Here is a 1,314-nt window from a genome sequence, read left to right as displayed (position 1 = left end):
ATATAGGAGAGGCGGCCTATGATGCCCTTGAGATCGCCGATGCCGTCGCCATTCGAGTCCTGATAGCTGCGCGGATAGATCTGGTAGATCACCGCGCCCCGCCACCAGTCGCGATCGATGGCGAGGTCAGGCTTCGAGCTGGCCTTCAAAGCGGATTGCATCGTCTCAGCCTCCTTTCACCGAGCCGGCAAGCAGCCCGCGGACAAAATAGCGCTGCAGCGAGAAGAACACGATCAGCGGTACGATGATGGTCACGAAAGCCGATGTCGTCAGAATCTCCCAGTCGCCGCCGCGCGAGCCCAACAGCGCGTTGAGCTTGGCGGTCAGCACGATCTGGTCTGCCTCTGTACCGAGGAAAACCATCGCCACCAGCAGATCGTTCCATACCCACAGGAACTGGAAGATGGCAAACGAAGCCAGCACCGGGAACGACAGCGGCAAGACGATCTTGACGAAGATCTCGAAATCGCTGGCGCCATCGATGCGCGCCGATTCCATGATTTCGCGCGGCAGGCCGGCAATGTAGCTGCGCAGCAGGTAGATGGCGAAGGGCAGGCCGAAGCCGGTATGCGCCAGCCAGATGCCGAGATAGGTCTTCGACGGCATGCCGAAGAAAGCGCCGACGCCGTTGTAGAGCTTCAACAGCGGGATCAGCGACATCTGCAATGGCACCACCAGCAGGCCGATGATGACGGCGATCAGCAGCGCCCGGCCGGGAAACCGCATCCAGGCCAGCGCATAGGCGGCAAAGGCGGCGATCAGGATCGGGATGACGGTAGCCGGAATGGTGACGGTCAGGGAATTCATGAATGACCGTCCGATGCCTTCGGAGAACAGCACGGTTCTGTAATTGTCGGTGGTGAATTTCGGCGGCGCCGACGAAGCATAATAGACGCGCTGGCCGCGATCGCCTTCGAATGCTTTCGGGGAATGCATGATGAAGCTGCCGTCGGCATTGAGCTGCAAGGTCACGCCGTCGCCGAGATCGGCTGTGGTGCCGGCGGGATATTGCGTCGGTGTCGCCGATTTGACCCCGAAGGCGCTGATGTCGCGCTTGGCGCCGTCGCCGAAGATATTGCCCTCGAGGACGAACTTGCCGTCCTTCTCGACTTGCGCCGAGGCGGGCGGGAGCCGGCCTGCTTCCGTCTGGGTGGAACTGGCGAACGAGTTCCACCAGCCCGAGGCGATGATCTGGTTCTTGTCGCGCAGCGACGAGACCAGGATGCCGAGCGTCGGTATGGTCCAGATCGCGACGAAGATGAGCACGGCGATGTGGACGCCAAAACGGCTGGCGAAGGAATTTCCGGCCGCGAC

General features: G+C 61.5%; 1 protein-coding gene. It reads right to left on the bottom strand.

What is annotated here, in order from left to right:
- Window positions 1-165: 165 nt before the first annotated feature.
- Complete coding sequence (locus tag EN906_RS34375; RefSeq protein WP_127375786.1) at window positions 166-1,272, bottom strand: carbohydrate ABC transporter permease; 1,107 nt, start codon at window positions 1,270-1,272, stop codon at window positions 166-168.
- Between the last annotated feature and the right edge of the window lie 42 nt (window positions 1,273-1,314).

The organism is Mesorhizobium sp. M7A.F.Ca.CA.004.06.1.1, from assembly GCF_003999135.1.
Taxonomy (GTDB): Bacteria; Pseudomonadota; Alphaproteobacteria; order Rhizobiales; family Rhizobiaceae; genus Mesorhizobium.
The sequence above is the reverse complement of the archived record's forward strand: the minus strand, read 5'-3'. Positions and strand labels throughout refer to the sequence as shown.